This is a genomic window from Actinoplanes lobatus, assembly GCF_014205215.1.
Classification (GTDB): Bacteria; Actinomycetota; Actinomycetes; order Mycobacteriales; family Micromonosporaceae; genus Actinoplanes; species Actinoplanes lobatus.
Map to the genome: position 1 here is coordinate 2,383,100 of NZ_JACHNC010000001.1, position 16,022 is coordinate 2,399,121.

The 16,022-nt window shown below is 71.0% G+C and carries 15 protein-coding genes; 7 read left to right on the forward strand and 8 right to left on the reverse strand.

What is annotated here, in order from left to right:
* Positions 1-21 precede the first annotated feature (21 nt).
* Complete coding sequence (locus BJ964_RS10940) at positions 22-1,065, forward strand: LacI family DNA-binding transcriptional regulator (protein ID WP_188120576.1); 1,044 nt, start codon at positions 22-24, stop codon at positions 1,063-1,065.
* Here the strand turns inward: BJ964_RS10940 and BJ964_RS10945 are convergent, their stop codons facing one another.
* From BJ964_RS10945 to BJ964_RS10970, 6 genes are all read right to left on the reverse strand, one after another.
* Positions 1,066-2,886 carry a glycoside hydrolase family 127 protein gene (locus BJ964_RS10945; protein ID WP_188120577.1) on the reverse strand — a complete coding sequence of 607 codons (1,821 nt, stop codon included), beginning with the start codon at positions 2,884-2,886 and terminating at the stop codon, positions 1,066-1,068.
* Entirely contained in the window at positions 2,883-3,716 is an 834-nt protein-coding gene (locus BJ964_RS10950; RefSeq protein ID WP_229807115.1) for a carbohydrate ABC transporter permease, read from the reverse strand. The genes BJ964_RS10945 and BJ964_RS10950 overlap by 4 nt, the downstream gene beginning before the upstream one ends.
* Positions 3,713-4,591, reverse strand: coding sequence for a carbohydrate ABC transporter permease (locus BJ964_RS10955; RefSeq protein WP_188120578.1), 879 nt, complete (start codon positions 4,589-4,591; stop codon positions 3,713-3,715). The genes BJ964_RS10950 and BJ964_RS10955 overlap by 4 nt, the downstream gene beginning before the upstream one ends.
* 14 nt (positions 4,592-4,605) lie before the next feature.
* Positions 4,606-5,922, reverse strand: a complete 1,317-nt coding sequence (locus BJ964_RS10960; protein ID WP_229807114.1) for an ABC transporter substrate-binding protein — start codon at positions 5,920-5,922, stop codon at positions 4,606-4,608.
* Between the two features lie 193 nt (positions 5,923-6,115).
* The gene (locus tag BJ964_RS10965) at positions 6,116-7,063 is read right to left on the reverse strand and encodes a diacylglycerol kinase family protein (RefSeq protein ID WP_188120579.1); all 948 of its coding nucleotides are present in this window, start codon (positions 7,061-7,063) and stop codon (positions 6,116-6,118) included.
* A 2-nt stretch (positions 7,064-7,065) separates the two neighbouring features.
* A complete protein-coding gene (locus tag BJ964_RS10970) occupies positions 7,066-8,358 on the reverse strand; it encodes an adenylosuccinate synthase (RefSeq protein WP_188120580.1) in 1,293 nt (430 codons plus the stop codon).
* Positions 8,359-8,449: 91 nt separating this feature from the next.
* Here BJ964_RS10970 and purD point away from each other — a divergent pair, with 91 nt between their 5' ends.
* Positions 8,450-9,691: a phosphoribosylamine--glycine ligase gene (gene purD, locus BJ964_RS10975; RefSeq protein WP_188120581.1), complete on the forward strand. Its 1,242-nt coding sequence runs from the start codon at positions 8,450-8,452 to the stop codon at positions 9,689-9,691.
* On the opposite strand, the gene BJ964_RS10980 is transcribed toward purD, so the two are convergent.
* A complete protein-coding gene (locus tag BJ964_RS10980; RefSeq protein ID WP_188120582.1) occupies positions 9,681-10,262 on the reverse strand; it encodes a hypothetical protein in 582 nt (193 codons plus the stop codon). The two genes, purD and BJ964_RS10980, sit on opposite strands and share 11 nt — an antisense overlap.
* Before the next feature lie 172 nt (positions 10,263-10,434).
* Between BJ964_RS10980 and BJ964_RS10985 the strand changes: the two genes are divergently transcribed.
* Together BJ964_RS10985 and BJ964_RS10990 are read left to right on the forward strand one after the other, a co-directional pair.
* Positions 10,435-11,586: a sensor histidine kinase gene (locus BJ964_RS10985; protein WP_188120583.1), complete on the forward strand. Its 1,152-nt coding sequence runs from the start codon at positions 10,435-10,437 to the stop codon at positions 11,584-11,586.
* Positions 11,583-12,230 carry a response regulator gene (locus BJ964_RS10990; protein ID WP_188120584.1) on the forward strand — a complete coding sequence of 216 codons (648 nt, stop codon included), beginning with the start codon at positions 11,583-11,585 and terminating at the stop codon, positions 12,228-12,230. Before BJ964_RS10985 ends, BJ964_RS10990 begins: the two co-directional genes overlap by 4 nt.
* 3 nt (positions 12,231-12,233) lie before the next feature.
* On the opposite strand, the gene BJ964_RS10995 is transcribed toward BJ964_RS10990, so the two are convergent.
* Positions 12,234-12,683 carry an SCP2 sterol-binding domain-containing protein gene (locus BJ964_RS10995; RefSeq protein ID WP_188120585.1) on the reverse strand — a complete coding sequence of 150 codons (450 nt, stop codon included), beginning with the start codon at positions 12,681-12,683 and terminating at the stop codon, positions 12,234-12,236.
* A 131-nt stretch (positions 12,684-12,814) separates the two neighbouring features.
* On the opposite strand from BJ964_RS10995, the gene BJ964_RS11000 reads away from it, so the two are divergent.
* The 3 genes from BJ964_RS11000 to purB are packed head-to-tail and all read left to right on the forward strand — an operon-like array spanning position 12,815 to position 15,989.
* A complete protein-coding gene (locus BJ964_RS11000; protein ID WP_188120586.1) occupies positions 12,815-13,339 on the forward strand; it encodes an ArsR/SmtB family transcription factor in 525 nt (174 codons plus the stop codon).
* Positions 13,336-14,571: an MFS transporter gene (locus BJ964_RS11005; protein ID WP_188120587.1), complete on the forward strand. Its 1,236-nt coding sequence runs from the start codon at positions 13,336-13,338 to the stop codon at positions 14,569-14,571. The genes BJ964_RS11000 and BJ964_RS11005 overlap by 4 nt, the downstream gene beginning before the upstream one ends.
* Positions 14,568-15,989, forward strand: a complete 1,422-nt coding sequence (gene purB, locus BJ964_RS11010; protein WP_188120588.1) for an adenylosuccinate lyase — start codon at positions 14,568-14,570, stop codon at positions 15,987-15,989. Before BJ964_RS11005 ends, purB begins: the two co-directional genes overlap by 4 nt.
* Positions 15,990-16,022: the final 33 nt, after the last annotated feature.

Genomic DNA, 16,022 nt, shown 5'->3' on the forward strand with positions numbered 1-16,022 from the left:
CCCGGTGTTACGCTCGCTGCGATGCCACCCTCGCCGCGTTCCGTGGTCACGATGCGGGACATCGCGGCCGCCTCCGGGGTCTCGCAGAGCACCGTGTCACGGGTGCTCAACAACGCGCCCACCCGGGTGCCGATCGCCCCGGAGACCCGGGAGCGGGTGATCCGGGCGGCACGCGAGCTGGGTTACCGGCCCAATCCGCTGGCCCGGGGGCTGCGCGGCGCGTCGACCAACCTGATCGGCGCGGTGGTCCGGGACTTCAGTGACGTCTTCTACGCCGGGGTCATCGAGGCGCTCGTCGTCGAGTCGATGGCGCACGGTTACAACGTGGTCCTCGGCCACGTCCACGGCCGGCTGGACGCCGGGACCCCGCTCACCACCGTGCTGGAGACCCGGCACACGGACGCGATCATCCTGCTCGGTGACATGCAGGCGTACCCGGAGCTTCTCGACGACCTGCGCGGATCGACGGTGCCGGTAGTGGGGCTGTGGCAGGGCGTGAGCCCGCTCGAGTTCCCGGCCGTCAACCCGGACGACCGGGCCGGTGTGCGGGCGGGTCTGGAGCATCTCGCGTCGCTCGGGCACCGCCGGATCGGGTTCCTCAGCGCGGAGCTGCCCAACGAGTACCGCATCCGCGAGGAGGCGTACGCCGATTTCATGCGGGAGCGGTTCGGCGGGGTCCCCTCCGGCTATCTGCGGCGCTGCCCCGGCACCCTGGACGGCGGCGAGACGGCGCTGACCGACCTGATGAGCCTGCCGGAGCCGCCGACCGCGGTGGCCGCCTCCACCGACCTGGTCGGCGTGGGCGCGCTGCATGCCGCGCACGGTCTCGGCATCCCGGTGCCCGGCCGGCTGTCGGTGGTCGGTTTCGACGACATCCTCATCGCGTCGCACACCGTGCCCGCGCTCACCACACTGCGGATGCCGATCGCGGAGATCGTCGGCTTCGGCGTGGCCCGGGCGGTGTCGCTGGCCCGGGATCCGTCGGGCGCCCGCGAGCCGGACGTGACCGTGTTCCAGCTGCCGCTGGTCGTGCGGGACTCCACCGCGCCGCCGGAGCGACCCTGATCAGCGGGGGATCCAGACCCGCATGGCACCCGGTTCGCGGTTGGCCCACGCGAAGTAGGGGATGGCTCCGGCCGTCGCCGGTGCACCGGACCGGCGGCGTAGCACCGGGACGGTGACGCCGACCATCGCCTCGGCGACGTCGGGCCGCGGCTGCACGGCCGGTTCCCGGCTCGGATCCCAGATCAACTCCTCGATCTCGGTACGCCCCGGCGCGTCCGCGGTCTCGATGCAGTAGACGAGCGGGCCGCGTTCCACCGCCACGCACCCGCGTACCGCGTCGATCCGCGGGTCGGGCTCGACGATCCGGGCCGGCAGGTCGAGGCTCAGTTCGACGACGTCGCCGGGCTGCCACCGCCGGTGCCGCTTGACCATCCCGGCGCCGACCGCGAGGGTGCCGTCCGGCCCGGTCAGGGTCGCCGACCGGCACCACCGAGGCACCCGCAGGGACAGGGTCCACGGCTCGGCCGGTGTCTCCAGCAGGGACAGGACGATGCGGCCGTCCCAGGGGTAGCCGGTGTCGATCCGCAGCCGGGCCGGGCCGGACGGCAGTTCGGTCCGCACCTCGGCGGCGGCGTACTGGTGCACCTGGATGCCGCTGTCGTCGCAGGTCGCCAGGTACTGCTGCCACGAGCTGAGCAGGCGCATCAGGTTGGGCGGGCAGCAGGCGCACGGATACCAGGGCAGTCGCGGCCCGGCGCCGTCGAGGACGCGGTGGGTACGGCGTTGCAGCGGGTTGGTGTAGAAGAACCGGGTTCCGGTGAGCGAGATGCCGGGCAGGACACCGTTGTACATGGTCCGCTCGATCGCGTCGGCGTACCCGGCCTCGCCGGTGGCCAGCAGCAGGCGCCAGGCGAGCATCACGCTGGCGACGGCCGCGCAGGTCTCGGCGTAGGCCCGGTCCGGTGGCAGCTCGTACGGGTCACCGAAGGCCTCGTCGCGGTGCCGGCTGCCGAGCCCCCCGGTGAGGTAGGTACGGGTCCGGATCATGTCGTCCCAGCGCCGCCGGACCGCGCCGAGCAGCCGGTCGTCGCCGAGTTCGACGGCCACGTCGACGGCGCCGCAGTCCAGGTAGAGCTGCCGGACGGCATGGCCGGCGACGGTGGCCGCGTCGCGTACCGGCTCATGGTCCTGCCAGTAACCGGCGCCGAACCGCGCGCCGGGCAGCGTGCCGTGACCACGCAGTTCGAGCATCCGGGCGGCCGTCGTCAGACGGCGCCGGTCCCCGGTCACCCGCGCGAGCTCCACCAGCGCCATCTCGATGTTGGGATGGCCGTCGACGAGCGGGCCGGGCAGGTGGTCGACGGCCCGGATCGCGACGTCGAGCAGCCGGTCGTCGCCGAGCGCACGATGCCAGGCCACCGCGGCCTGGATCAGGTGCCCGAGGCAGTAGAGCTCGTGACCCCAGGACAGGTCACGGTACGGCTCGCCGTCGCCGGCCTGGACGTAGCTGTTCAGATAGCCGTCGGCCCGCTGCGTGGTGGTGACCAGGGCTATCACCTCGCCGGCGGCCGCGGCCAGGTCCGGGTCGGGTCCGCGGGCGAGCTCCCACCCGACCGCCTCGAGCCACTTGTACACATCGGAGTCGAGGAACGGCAGGGTGGCCCCGGTCGAGTCGGCGGCGGCACGGTACCCGTCCGCGAGCCGCAGATTGTCCAGCGTCCCGGCACGGCGGAGCTGGTCGAGACCGTGCGGGATGGTGCGTTCCCGGTTGATCCGGACCCGGTCGGCCCAGAAGCCGGTGCGCAGATCGACCTGCCGGGCGCCGAACGGACGGAGCCGGGACCAGGCGGTCCGGGACGGCTGCACCACTGACACGCTCATTTCACGGCTCCGCTCATCAGACCGGCCATGTAGTACCGCTGGAGCAACAGGTAGACGAGCACGCAGGGGATGACCGAGATGGTGACGCCGGCCTGGAGCATGCCCCAGTCGGTGCCGCCGAGACTGGTCTCGGTCCGCGCCGTCGCCAGGATCACGGGCAGGGTGAACTTCGCGCTCGAACTCATCATCACCAGCGCGCCGAGGAACTCGTTCCAGGACGTGATGAAGGCGAACAGGGTGACGGTGACGACGGCCGGCACCGTCGGCGGGAGGAACACCCGCAGCAGGATCTGCAACGAGCCGGCCCCGTCCATGACGGCGGCCTCCTCGATCTCACGCGGCACCGCGGCGAACGTGTTGCGCAGGATGTAGAGGCTGAACGGCAGCTGGATGCTGGTGTGCAGGACGGCCAGCCCGGCCAGCGAGTTGGTCAGGCCGACCCGGGCGAACATCAGGAACATCGGGGTCAGCAGAGCCTGGTACGGAATGATCAGCGCGAGCAGGAGCACCACGAAGATCACCTCGCGGCCGGGGACCGGGAAGCGCGACAGCCCGTACCCGGCGGGCACCGTCAGCAGCAGCGTGAAGACGATCGTCAGCAGCGCCGTGCCGAAGCTGTTGCCCAGATAGGTGAGCAGCCCCTCCTGGTAGTCCCAGAGCCGCCGGTAGCTGTCCAGGCTCACCCCGTGCGGCAGGTAGGTGGGCGGGGTGGCGGCCGCCTCGGCGGTCGGCTTGATCGAGGCCAGCATCGAGTAGACCAGCGGCAGCAGCATGACCGTGCTGATCGCGACGCAGGCCGCCGTCACCAGGTATCCGGTGCGCGCGGTCACGACTCGCTCCGGCGGGTGAGCACGAGCTGCACGATGGTGAACGCCAGGATGGTCACCGCGAGGATCAGCGACAGGGCGGCGCCGTAACCCAGCCTCAGGTACGGGAACGAGTTGAGGTAGACGAAGAACACCGAGGTCGCGGTCTCGTTCTGCGGCTGCCCGGCGGTCATGATGTAGAACTGGTCGAACGCCAGCAGCGAGCCGATCACGCTGAGCAGGGTGACCAGCAGGACCGTGCGCATGGTGAGCGGCAGGACCACGCGGGTGACCCGTTGCCGGTAGCCGGCGCCGTCCACCAGGCTCGACTCGGTGATCTCGGTGGGGATGGCCTGGATCGCGCCGACGAACAGGATCATCCCGAAGCCGATCACCTTCCAGACCACCGACGTGCTGATCGCGAAGTTCGACGTGCCGGCGTCCACCCCGAGCCAGAGCACCGGCTGGTCGATGACACCGAGGTCGAGCAGGATCCGGTTGATCACCCCGAAATCCGTGCTGAACAGCCAGTACCAGAGCAGGCTGGAAACCCCTAGACCGATAACGACAGGGACGAATATCACGGTACGGGTGACAGCGCGCACCCGTGACGGCGGCGCGGTCAGCAGGGCCAGCAGGTAGCCGCCCACGATGAGGACGGGGGTGATCAGCACCGTGTACATCAGAGTGAACCGGAACGACGTCCAGAACTGCTGGTCGCCGAACGCCCGCCGGAAGTTGTCCAGGCCGATGAAGTGTGGCTCGGCGATCAGCGACCACTCGTGCAGTGACATCCAGATCATCCGGCCCAGCGGGTAGACCGTGAACACCAGCACGAACACCAGTGCCGGGGCCACGTACGCCAGGCCGGTCCATCTGTTCCGCCGCGTACCCTGCATGGTTTTCCCCTCCGTCAGGACTTCGCGGCGATCTCCTTCATTTCCTTCTTGGCGTCGGCGATGACCGTGTCGAGGTCGTCGTCGGAGTAGTAGGCGCGCTGGAGCATCTTGAGCCAGGGGCCCTGCGGCGAGTTGATCTGCTCGAAGAAGGTCAGCGTGTACGGCGTGCGGCCGACGGTCAGCGCCTTCGCCACGTCCTGGACCAGCGGCTCGGCCTGGAAGTACTTGTTGTCGACCATGTCGCTGCGCGTGGTCAGGTTCAGCGCCTTGGCGTACACCTCGACCTGGACGTCGTCGGAGAGCAGGAACTTCATGAAGTTGACCGCGTCGTTGACCCGCTTGCTGCCCTTGGGCACCACGACGAGGTCGCCGCCGATGAACGAGGCGCTGGAGTTCGGCGCCACGCCGGGCAGCAGGGCGATGCCGAAGTCCATCCCGGGGTTCTGCTGGCGGGCGAGCGTGATGTTGAAGTTGCCGGTGCCCATCATGCCGACCTTGCCGGAGCCGAACTGGAGGTGGAACGTCTCGCCGTTCTCGGTGCGGTCGCCGTCGTGGACGTTGCCGGCCTTCACCATGTCCCGCTCGAACTGGAGCACCTGCTTCACGCCGTCGCCGACGAGCGGCTCGTCACCCGGGCCGGCCGCCTCGATCTTGGCGCCGGAGGCCCACATCAGCGGCCCGACCGTGAAGATGTTGCAGCCCGCGCAGTTGCCCGGCAGGTAGTAGCCCTTCACGTCCCCGCCCAGCGCGGTGATCCTGTCGGCGTAGGACCGCAGCTCGGACAGGCTGGCCGGCGGCTTCGCCGGGTCGAGTCCGGCCTTCTTGAAGAGGTCCTTGTTGTAGAAGAGCGCCGACACGTCGGCGTAGAGCGGGACGCCGTAGAGCCGTTGGTCGTAGGTCGCGACCGTCATGTGCCCGCTGCTGGCGGTCGCCAGCTCGGGCCAGGCGCGGATCCGGTCGGTGAGGTCGACGAGCTGGCCGGCCTTCTCGAACTGGGGCGCGTAGATCAGATCCATGCCCATCAGGTCGGGCACCTGCCCGGAGGCGATGCCCTGGGCGATCTTGCCGACCATCTCGGTGTGCGGAATGTAGGTCAGTGCGATCTTGCAGTCGGGATTCTTCGTGTTCCACGCCGCGACCAGCATGTCCACCATGTCCTTGTTGCCGCCCGAGCGCTCCCACATGGTGAGTTCGCCGTTGGCGGCGCAGCTGGTCGTGGCGGCCACGTTCTGCTCGGCCGTGGATTCGGTTGACTCAGTCCCCTGGGAGCAGCCGGTGACCCCGATCATGGCCGCGACGGTCAGGAGGGACAACCGCTGACGGGTCCTCATCCCACGTGCCTCCTGTCGAGTCAGCCCCGACCCGAGTGCCGGGTTGCCGGGACCGTACCGCGTACCGCATACGTTTGCGTACATACGTTTGCTCGGTCCGCCACGACCCGTGGAACCCGACATAGACCAGAAACCGGAGAAACAGCGCGACCCCGGTTCCGCATCGGAACCGGGGTCGCCCAGAAGGATCGCGTCAGCTCGTGAACACCGCCCAGGCGCCCGGCTCGGTCCACCACGAACGCTTGCGGCTGGTGGAACCCGCCACCCCGTCGTCGAGGAACTGCAGGTCACCCTCGCGGGGCAGCACGGACACCGCACGGCCGCGCGCCCGGCGCACCTCCACCCGTACCCTCGTGCCCTTGAAACGCTGTTTGACCACGACCGGGACCGCCACCGCGACCTCGACCCGCCCGTCGGTGGGGTCGCCGTCGGCGAGCAGCCGCAGGCCGTCGAACTCGGCGTAACCGGCCGCGTTGCCGACCACACAGGCCAGCACCGGCTCCTCACCGTCGGTGAGCAGGGCGTCGTCGACCTCGACCCGGCCCCGCCACGGCACCGCCCGGCCCTCGTCGTCGGAACCGCCGAGCAGAGCGCCGTCCAGCGTCACCGAACCGCCGTCGTTGCGCAGCAGGTCGAGGCGGCGGACCGGGCCGTTCATCACGGCCGCGGCCACCTCGGCCGGGGTCCGCGGGAGGCCGAGCTGGGCGGCCAGATCGCCGGAGTTGCCCGGGTCGAGCGGCAGGATCGCGAGCGGCGGGAGATCCGGCACGGTGCGGCCGGCCGCCAGGTCGGAGGGGCGCTTGCTGGGCGGCGGAGCGTACCGCCGGACCAGCCGGCGCACGACGGCGCGCAACTGGCCGTCGGTGGCGCTCGCCACCACCAGCCTCAGCTTGGTGTCCGGGTCCGGCCAGGCGAGACCGTCCGGCCGTGCCGGCCCGTCGAAACGGGCCAGCACCGCGTCGATCTCCTGATCCGAACCGGCCAGCACGGTCTCCACCCGGGCGCCGGCCTCACGCAGCGCGTCCGCGCAGGCCAACACGGGGGTACGCGGAGTCGCGCAGGCAGAGGCACAGCCACCGCACCCGGAACCGCAGCCGTCGCCCGACCCCTCGGCCAGGCTGAGGAGCACCACGTCGTACACGGTCAGTTACCGCCGAGCACCGAGTGCCGCTCGATGACCGCCTCGCGGCCGGGGCCGACGCCGACGATCGAGATCCGCGCGCCGATCCGCTGCTCGACGAACTCGACGAAGTCCTGCGCCTCCTGGGGCAGGTCCTCGAACTTGCGGCAGCCGGTGATGTCCTGCTTCCAGCCGGGCAGCGTCTCGAAGATCGGCTTCGCGTGGTGGAAGTCGGTCTGGTTGACCGGCATCTCGTCGTGCCGGACGCCGTTCACCTCGTACGCCACGCAGACCGGGATCTCGTCGAGCCCGTCGTAGTTGTCCAGCTTGGTCATCGCGAAGTCGGTGACCCCGTTGATGCGCTGCGCGTAGCGGCCGATCACCAGGTCCAGCCAGCCGATGCGGCGCGGGCGGCCGGTGGTGGTGCCGTACTCGTGACCGACCTCACGCAGGTAGTCGCCCCACTTGTCGTGCAGCTCGGTCGGGAACGGGCCCTCACCGACCCGGGAGGTGAACGCCTTGAGCACGGCCACCACCCGGTCGATCCGGGTCGGCGGGATGCCCGAGCCGGTGCAGGCGCCGCCGGACGTCGCGTTCGAGCTGGTCACGAACGGGTAGGTGCCGTGGTCCACGTCGAGCAGGGTGGCCTGGCCGGCCTCGCAGAGCACGACCTTGCCGGCGTCGATGGCCTCGGACAGCTCCAGGGCGGTGTCGGCCACGTACGGCCGCAGCCGGTCGACGTAGGAGAGCAGCTCCCGGACCACGTCGTCGACCTTCGCACCGGTCCGGTTGTAGATCTTCGACAGCACCTGGTTCTTGAAGCCCAGCGCGGCCGTGACCTTCTGCCGCAGGATCGACTCGTCGAAGAGGTCCTGCACCCGGATGCCGATCCGGTTCATCTTGTCGGCATAGGTGGGGCCGATGCCCCGGCCCGTCGTGCCGATCCGGCGCGAGCCGAGGAACCGCTCGGTGACCTTGTCGAGGGTCCGGTTGTACGACGCGATGACGTGCGCGTTCGCGCTGATCCGGAGCCGGGAGGTGTCGATGCCGCGGGCCTCCAGGCCGTCGATCTCCTGGAACAGCACGTTGAGGTCGACGACGACACCGTTGCCGATCACCGGTACGACGTTCGGGGAGAGGATCCCGCTCGGAAGGAGGTGGAGCGCGTACTTCTCGCCGTCGATGACGACGGTGTGGCCCGCGTTGTTGCCACCGTTGAACTTGACCACGTAGTCCAGCCGGTCGCCCAGCAGGTCCGTGGCTTTGCCCTTGCCCTCGTCGCCCCACTGGGCGCCGACCAACACGATCACCGGCACTTTGAGTGTTGCCTTTCCCCAAGGTCGTACCTGGAGGAGCCCGGGTACTGCCGAAGTTTACTGGACGGTGACGCAGGTAGGATGGGCCGTCGTGCGCGTACTTCTGATCGGCTCCGGTGGGCGCGAGCACGCGCTTGCCGTCGGGCTCTCCGCCGACCCGTCCGTCGACTTCCTGGCCGCCGCGCCGGGCAACCCGGGCATCGCCCAGGTCGCCGAGCTGCATGAGGTCAAAGTCACCGATCCCGCCGCGGTCGCGGCGCTCGCCGTCGAGCTGAGCGCCGACCTGGTCGTGGTCGGCCCGGAGGCCCCGCTGGTCGCCGGTGTGGCCGACGCGGTGCGGGCCAAGGGCATCGCCTGTTTCGGTCCGTCGGCCGCGGCCGCGCGGCTGGAGGGCTCGAAGACCTTCGCCAAGGAGGTCATGACCGCGGCCGGGGTGCCGACCGCGCGTTCCTTCGCCTGCTCGGACATGGAGGCGGTCCGCGCCGCCCTCACCGAGCTGGGCGCCCCCTACGTGGTGAAGAACGACGGCCTGGCCGCCGGCAAGGGCGTCGTGGTGACCGACGATCTCGACGAGGCCCTGATCCACGCCGAGGCGTGCGGCAAGGTCGTCATCGAGGAGTACCTGTCCGGCCCCGAGGTCTCGCTCTTCGTGGTCACCGACGGCACCGCGGCCGCCCCGCTGATGCCGGCCCAGGACTTCAAGCGGCTGGCCGACGGCGACGAGGGCCCGAACACCGGTGGCATGGGGGCGTACGCGCCGCTGGACTGGGCGCCGGCCGACCTCACCGAGCGGGTGCTGCGGGAGACCGTCGAGCCGACCCTGGCCGAGATGCGCAAACGCGGCACCCCGTTCTCCGGCCTGCTCTACGTCGGGCTCGCGCTCACCCCGGACGGTCCGAAGGTGATCGAGTTCAACGCCCGGTTCGGCGACCCGGAGACCCAGGTGGTGCTGGCGCTGCTGGACACCCCGCTGGCCGGGCTGCTCAACGCCGCCGCCACCGGAACCCTGGCCGAGCACGGACCGCTGCGCTGGAAGGACGGCTCGGCGATCACGATCGTCGTGGCGAGCCACAACTACCCCGGCGTCCCGCGGACCGGCGACGTCATCGAGGGGGCCGAGCGCCCGGGCGTCATCCACGCCGGCACCGCCCGCGACGCCGACGGCGCGCTGGTCTCGGCCGGCGGCCGGGTGCTGAGCGTCACCGCGGCCGGCGCCGACCTGCCCGCCGCCCGCGCGGCCGCCTACGCCCTGGTCGAGGGCGTCCGGCTGGACGGCGCGCAGTACCGCACGGACATCGCCCTGCGCGCCGTCGAGGGCCGGATCACGCTGTGACGAGCGCCGGCCGGCCGGCGTCCCGCAGCAGGGCCACCGACAGCCACAGCACACCCAGGCTGCCGGCGATCAGCCCGGAGAGGTAGAGCCACTCGGGTGCCGCGGCTCGCAGGGCCGCGGCACTCAGGCCCAGCACGTACAGCGCCACGGCGCCCCGGGGCAGCACTCCGGCCCGCCATGACGCGGCGCCGAAGAGCAGCACCCCGGCCAGGAAGATCAGCGCCACCACCAGGAAGTACGGCCGCCCCGGCCCGGTGAGCACGGCCTCCCGGGTCGCGGCGTCCTGGTATTGCAGGACCGCGTGGGTGAGGAACTCGATCGCGAACAGCCCGGTCAGGCCGAGGTGGTTCAGCACGAAACCGGCCAGGCCCAGCCGGCCCGACTCCTGCCGCTGGCACAGGTAGAGCGCGGTGAGGGTGAGCAGCAGCAGCGCGCTGGCCGGCGGAGCCAGGGCGTGGGTGAACCCGTTCTCCGGCAGCAGCCCGGCACGGCGGGCCACGGCCACCAGGGTGAGAACGCCGCCGGCCAGGCCGGCCAGGGCGGCGAGACGGTACAGATCCCGTTCGGACATTGTCGGACTCCTTCGGTATCGGACGTCGATACCGTGCCCGGCCGGCCCGGACCGGGGACAGTGCCGCGCGGCCAGGAGCGGCGGGCGGTCGCCGGCCGGACGGCACATGACGAATGGCCAAACCTGAGCGCCGGGCATGGGCGTGGATGCCCCGGCCACCTAGCGTGACGGTATGGCTCTCGACGCACCGCCGCTGCGCTGGATGGCCTCGCTGCTCTACGGGGCGGTGATGCTGACCGGGCTCTACTACGTCGTCGCCGGTCTGGCACCGGACTGGTCCGGCGCCGAGCTGGCGGTCTTCGTGGGGGGCCTGCTCGCCCTGCTGGCCGTCGAGCAGTTCGACTGGCGGCGGCCCCGGTCACGGCGCTGGGCGGTGGCCCTGCTGGTGGTCCGGATCGTGCTGCTGGAGACCGTCAACTCCGCCGATCAGGCCGGCTTCTCCCAGGCCCTCTTCGTCCTGGTGCCGTTCTTCGCGTACCTCTGGCTGGGCCGTGCCGCCGGGATCGGCCTGGCGGTGTTCTACCTGTCCGCCGCGCTGGTCCGGGCCAGTACCGTGACCGGCGGCTGGACCGATCCCGAGGTGGTCTCCGATCTGTTCATGCTCTTCATCGGCCTGGTCCTGACGGTGGCCACCGCGGCCGTCGCGGCCGAGCAGCGACAGAGCCGGCTGCGGGCCGAGCGGCTGGTGGCCGAGCTGACCGCCTCGCAGCAGCGGGTGGCCGAGCTGAGCGCCGCGAGCGAGCGCAACCGGCTGGCCCGGGACATCCACGACAGCGTCGGCCATCATCTGACCGCGATCAGCGTCCAGCTGGCCAAGGCGGAGGCGTTCCGGGACCGCGACCCGGAGGTGGCGGACCGGGCGGTCGCGGACGCCCACCGGGCCGCGGGACGGGCGCTCCGCGAGGTACGGGAGTCGGTCGGCGCCCTCCGAGACGAGCCGTTCTCCCTGGCCACGGCCCTGTTCGCGCTGGTGGAAGGGCTGGACGACGTGGATTTCCGGGTGGTGCTCGACGTCGGCGACGCGGACCTGGACCAGGGGCGGGCCGGCTCGGAGGCGCTCTACCGGGTCGCTCAGGAGGCGCTCACCAACGCCCGCCGGCACGCCGGTGCGGACCTCGTGCGGGTGGCGGTCCGGCGCGGCGAGGACGGCGCGGTCCTCGAAGTGGAGGACAACGGCCAGGGCTTCGCCCCGGACACCGTGGCCGGTAGTGGGCTCAGCGGCATGCGCGAGCGCCTGGCCGTTCTCGGCGGCAGCGTACGGGTGGAGTCGACGCCCGGACACGGCACCCGGATCGTGGCGAGTGTCCCGGCGGGGACCCGGTGACCGCCGACGCCCCGGTGCGGGTTCTCGTCGCCGACGACCAGGCGCTGATCCGGGAGGGCATCGCCTCGCTGCTCGGCATCGAGCCGGGTATCGAGGTGGTCGGCACCGCGGCGGACGGCCGTGCCGCGGTGGAGCTCGCCCTCGCCACGGTGCCGGACGTCGTGCTCATGGACGTACGCATGCCGGTCTTGGATGGTCTTCGTGCCGCCGAACTGCTCCGCGAGAGGCTGCCGGCCTGTCGCGTCCTGATGCTGACGACCTTCGACGACGAGGAGTACGTGATCCGGGCGCTGCGGGCCGGGACGGGCGGCTACCTGCTCAAGGACCTGCCGCCGCGGGATCTTGCCCGGGCCGTGCGGCTGGCCCGGTCCGGCGTCGACCAGCACGACAGCGCGGTGGTGCGGCGCCTGGTGTCGGCCCTGGACCGCGGGGAGCCGATGTCGACGCCCCGCGCCGACCTGACCGACCGGGAGCACGCGGTGCTGCGGCTGATCGCCCGGGGCGCGACGAACCGGGAGATCGCCGCCAAGCTCTACGTGAGCGAGGGGACGGTCAAGAACCACGTCTCGCACATCCTCGCGAGGCTGGGCCTGCGGGACCGGACGCAGGCCGCGATCTACGCCCGGGACCACGGCCTGCTGTGAGGGTCAGCCCTTCGGGATGTCGAAGAGCTTCGGGATGCTGGTGGCCAGGTTCAGGTTGCCCTTCGCCTTGATCTTGCCGGTCATGAACAGCATCATCGGGTTCCCGGCGCCGGTGATGGTCTTCAGGAACGTGAGCGCGTCCATGGTCATGGCCAGCTCGGGCTTGCGGACCGGCTCGCTGGTGACGGTGCAGGTCTTGTCCTCGATCACCGTCTCGTAGGTGTCCTGGCCGCTCGGCCCGCCCGTGATGATCCAGTGGATGACGGTGGAGGTGTCCCCGGACCGCTCCGCGCGGAAGAGCCCGGGCATCCGGTTGAACACCTCGTCCAGGATCTTGGTGCGGGTGTCGGACGCCATCACCTCGGCGATCTTCGAGTCCGGGGTGGACTTGACCAGCTGAGTGAACTCCTTCGGGCCGATCGCGGCGAGCGACTCGGGGCTGAAATCCGTCATCAGTAGTCCTTTCGGGGATCGGCCAGGCTACCCACCGGTAACCCTAGCGAGGATGCCGGTTGGCCCGTGCAGTGTGCCACTCTCAAACAACTGTTGGACAGTTGCCCCACCGGATACATAGACTCCCCAACATGTCTTTGGGAGATGCCGAGTCCGGCGGCACGGCCGCGCTCCGAGCGCTGGCCCATCCGGTACGCCTACAGATCATGTCCCTGCTCACCGGGGCCGCACTGACCGCCGCCGAAGTCGCGAGGGAACTCGGGATCACCCACGCCAATGCCAGCTACCACCTGCGCAACCTCCAGTCCGGCGGCCTGATCGTGGTGGCCGGCGAGGAGAAGATCCGCGGCGGGGTGGCGAAGCGGTACCGCTACGACGCGGTGAACGACCGCGGCCCACTCGCTTCGGAGGGAAAGCGGGCGCTCTACCCGGCTGCCGCACAGGAACTGATCCGAAGGTCGGCGGGAGGTCCCGGCCCCGGACCCGGGGTTCTGGGCGATGGGGAGTTCTGGGTCGATCCGGACGTGTGGAAGGAGATTCGTGACCGGATCGCCGCCGCGCTGGTCGACCTGCACGCGGCCGCGCAGCCGCCGCGCACTCCCGGCACGATCCGGACCAGCACCACGGTCGCCCTCTTCGAGATGGCAGCGGAATGACCGGCCCGCTGCGCCACCGCAACTTCCGGCTCCTGCTGGCCGGGCGGACCGTCAACGCCCTGGGCAACGCGATCGCCCCGATCGCTCTCTCCTTCGCCGTTCTCGACCTGACCGGTTCGGTCCGCGACCTCGGTCTCGTCGTCGGGGTCCGGACCCTGACCAACGTGTTGTTCCTGCTTTTCGGCGGGGTGCTGGCGGACCGGCTGCCACGCGGCCTGGTGCTGGTCGGCGCCGGCCTCGCCGCAGCCGCCACCCAGGGTGTGGTGGCTGCCCTGGTGCTCACCGGCACCGCGACGATCCCGCTGCTCGTCGGCGTCTCGGCGGTCAACGGCGTGGTGGCCGCCCTGGCTCTGCCGGCCACCGCGGCGGTGGTGCCGCAGACCGTTCCGGAGGATGTCCGGCAGCAGGCCAACGCGCTGAACCGGATGTGCTCCAACGGCGCGATGATCCTGGGCGCCCCGCTGGGCGGCGTGCTGGTCGCCGTCGTGGGGCCGGGCTGGGGCATCGCCGTGGACGCCACCACCTTCGCGGTCTCGGCGCTCTGTTTCGCGTTCCTCCGACTGCCCTCCCGGCCGGTTTCGGTGCGGCCCGGTGTCCTCACCGAGCTGCGCGGCGGCTGGACCGAGTTCCGCTCCCGCGAGTGGCTGTGGGTGGTGGTGGCCTGCGCCTGCATCGGCAACGTGGCGTGGTCCGGCTCGGCGAACGTGCTGGGCCCGGTGGTCGCCGACCAGACCTTCGGGCGGACGGCATGGGGCCTGATCCTCGCGGCGCAGACCCTCGGCATGATGGCCGGGGCGATGCTGGCGATCCGGTTGCGCATCCGGCGGTTGCTGCTCTGGGGGACCTTCGGGTGCGGCCTGGTCACCCTGCCGATGCTGGCCCTCGGCGTCCGGCCGACCGTGCCGGTGCTGCTGGTCACCGGGTTCATCGCCGGGGTTGGGCTGGAGCAGTTCGGCATCGCCTGGGACACCACGATGCAGGAGCACGTGCCGGCCGACAAGCTGGCGCGGGTGTACTCGTACGACATGCTCGGATCGTTCCTGGCCATGCCGGTCGGTGAGGTGCTGGTCGGGCCGATCGCCGAGGCGGCCGGGCTGCGGCCCACCCTGATCGGGTGCGCGGTGCTGATGTTCCTGTCCGTCGCCGCGATGCTGCTCAGCCGTGATGTCCGTACCCTGCGTCACCGGCTGCCGGGAGACGCCGTCCAGCCCGTGAAAGAATCAGTGCCGTGACCATCCCGAACGTGCTCGCTGCCCGGTACGCCTCCGCCGACCTCGTCACCCTCTGGTCCCCGGAGGAGAAGATCCGGATGGAGCGCAAGCTGTGGCTCGCGGTCCTGAAGGCCCAGCGTGATCTCGGCGTCGACGTTCCGGAGGGCGCCGTCGAGGCGTACGAGGCGGTGCTCGACCGGGTCGACCTGGCGTCGATCGCGGCCCGTGAGCGGATCACCCGGCACGACGTGAAGGCCCGCATCGAGGAGTTCTCCGAGCTGGCCGGGTTCGAGCAGATCCACAAGGGGATGACCTCCCGCGACCTCACGGAGAACGTCGAACAGCTCCAGATCCGGGCGTCGCTCGAGCTGATCCGGGACCGGGTGGTGGCCGCGCTGTCCCGGCTCGCGGCGCTCGCCGTCGAGCACTCCGACCTGGTGCTGACCGGTCGCTCGCACAACGTCGCGGCGCAGGCGACCACGCTGGGCAAGCGGTTCGCCTCGGCGGCGGAGGAGCTGCTGATCGCGTACGAGCGTCTCGACGACCTGATCGGCCGCTACCCGCTGCGTGGCATCAAGGGCCCGGTCGGCACCGCGGCCGACCAGCTCGACCTTTTCGACGGCTCCTTCGACAAGGCTGCGGAGCTGGAGAAGAAGGTCGCCGAGCACCTCGGGTTCGCAAGGGTGCTGTCCAGCGTCGGCCAGGTCTACCCGCGCTCGCTCGACTTCGACGTGGTCTCGGCGCTGGCCCAGATCGTCGCCGGCCCGTCGTCGCTGGCCACCACCATCCGGCTGATGGTCGGCCAGGAGCTGGTGACCGAGGGCTTCAAGCCCGGCCAGGTCGGCTCCTCGGCGATGCCGCACAAGATGAACACCCGGTCCTCGGAGCGGGTCAACGGCCTCGCGGTGATCGTCCGCGGCTACCTGTCGATGACCGGCGAGCTGGCCGGCGACCAGTGGAACGAGGGCGACGTCTCCTGTTCCGTGGTCCGCCGGATCGCGCTGCCGGACGCGTTCTTCGCCACCGACGGGCTGTTCCAGACGTTCCTCACGGTGCTCGACGAGTTCGGGGCCTACCCCGCGGTGGTCGCCCGGGAGCTGGACCGCTTCCTGCCCTTCCTGGCCACCACGAAGGTGCTGGTCGCCGCGGTGCGCAAGGGCGTCGGCCGGGAGGTCGCGCACGAGGTGATCAAGGAGCACTCGGTCGCCGTGGCGCTGGCCATGCGGGAGAAGGGCGCCGCGGTCAACGACCTGTTCGACCGGCTGGCCGCCGACGAGCGCCTGCGGCTCTCGCGCGCCGAGATCGACACGCTCGTCGCGGACCGCGCCGCGTTCGTGGGCGCGGCCCCGGCGCAGGTCCAGGCGGTTGCCGCGCGGATCGCCGAGATCGTGGCCCAGAACCCCCAGGCGGCGGGGTACGCTCCCGCGCCCATCCTCTGACGAAGTTGTGGTCCGGGCGCTCCGTTGCGCCCG